Origin of the sequence: Peribacillus sp. NPDC097225 (assembly GCF_044761955.1) — a bacterium.
Taxonomy (GTDB): domain Bacteria; phylum Bacillota; class Bacilli; order Bacillales; family DSM-1321; genus Peribacillus.
Window position 1 is genome coordinate 1 of sequence record NZ_JBIWDJ010000023.1, and the last position, 1,469, is coordinate 1,469.

1 protein-coding gene is annotated in these 1,469 nt (G+C 36.0%); it reads right to left on the reverse strand.

The window, feature by feature from the left end; translation table 11 throughout:
- Window positions 1-37: 37 nt before the first annotated feature.
- Window positions 38-1,374 (reverse strand): IS3 family transposase gene (locus ACIQXH_RS20390; protein WP_403125467.1). Its coding sequence is split into 2 segments (ribosomal slippage): window positions 38-981 and window positions 981-1,374, totalling 1,338 coding nucleotides; the frame shifts between segments, so codons are not numbered across the junction.
- Window positions 1,375-1,469 lie beyond the last annotated feature (95 nt).

Consider the following 1,469-nt stretch of genomic DNA (forward strand, 5'->3'; position numbering starts at 1 on the left):
TAAAGTGTACCCTGTGTAAAGGACATTTTAAAAAAGCCTAAGCAATTTTTAAAAGATGATCTCTGTATTGAACAGGGGTCATCTTTTTTAGGTTCCATTGGTGTCTATAGTTGTTATAGTAAATCATATAATTTTTGATTTCTTTTTTTAACTCTTCAATTGTTTCACAAGATTTAATGTTAGCTTCATCTTTAAAGTGACCAAAGAAGGATTCTTGGGGAGCGTTATCCCAACAGTTCCCTCGTCTAGACATAGATTGTTGTAATCCTAGTTTCTTCACTAACTTTTGAAAGTATGGGTGTGTGTAGTGGATACCTTGATCCGAGTGTATTAATGCGCCTTCTCTCTTTTTAAATCTTCGATTTTTCTTTAGTTTTAGAAGGGTTTCTGTAGCTAAATCCATGGTCATGCGGTCTGATACTTGGTAGGCCAAGATTTCATTAGTCGAGCCATCTTTTATGGTAGACAAATAGGCTTTCTGGCCCCTTCCGTAAAATAAATAAGTGATATCGGTCAGGAGTACTTTTCCAGGAACCTCTTGCTTAAATTGACGCTTTAAGAGGTTTGGCATGACTCTATGTTCTTGAGTTGCTTTCAACATTCTCCGATAGGGATTTGCTTTTCTTATAGGGCAGACAATCTCATACTTCTTCATAATTCTACGTATACGTTTCAAGTTGAAGACAATTTTAAATTGACCTGCCAATGTCATTTTAATTTGGCGAGCCCCTTTTTTACGTTTTTTAAATTGATAGGCCTTCATAATAATTCCCCTTAACTGCTCGTCCCTTTCCTCTCGCTCCTGTCTACGCTTTTGGGAGGATGAATGAAAGTAATTATAATATCCCGAACGGGATATCTGAGAGACATTACATAAGTATTGAACCTTATTTTTAAGTTTATATTTAGTAATGATGGACCGAATTAATACATACTTTTGTTCGGCTGACAGGGTTATTTCTTTCTCATTAGCCTCCTTTCGGCTAAATCGATCTTTTTTAGCAACTCATTCTCTGCCTTCAATAGGTTAACTTGAGCTTTTAGCCGAGCATATTTTTCTTCTATAGATAGATCTCTTTCACGTGGACGTCCTGAATTTCCTTTGCGAGTATCATTTAAACCTTCTAAGCCATTCTTTCGATAGGCTGAACGCCACCTTTTACCGGCTGCCTGCACGCGATACATACCAACAACCTCTATATCAAAACCACTATCTTCAAAGATATCTCTTGGTAACTTACCTGCCTGATTTTGAGCAATAAAGTATCGCTTAAAATCATCTGTATATGTAATCCCCTTGGGGCTAACAGCCTTAACATTAGGATTCTTTAATAAGGACTTCATTTCTTTTTCTGTAAAAGTCTTTATGCTCATTGTGATGTATCTCCAATCCTATCTTTTCTTTATACAAATAAAAGTACCCTATAGAGAGACTTTTTTAAAGTGTCTACTCTATAGGGTACATTTTA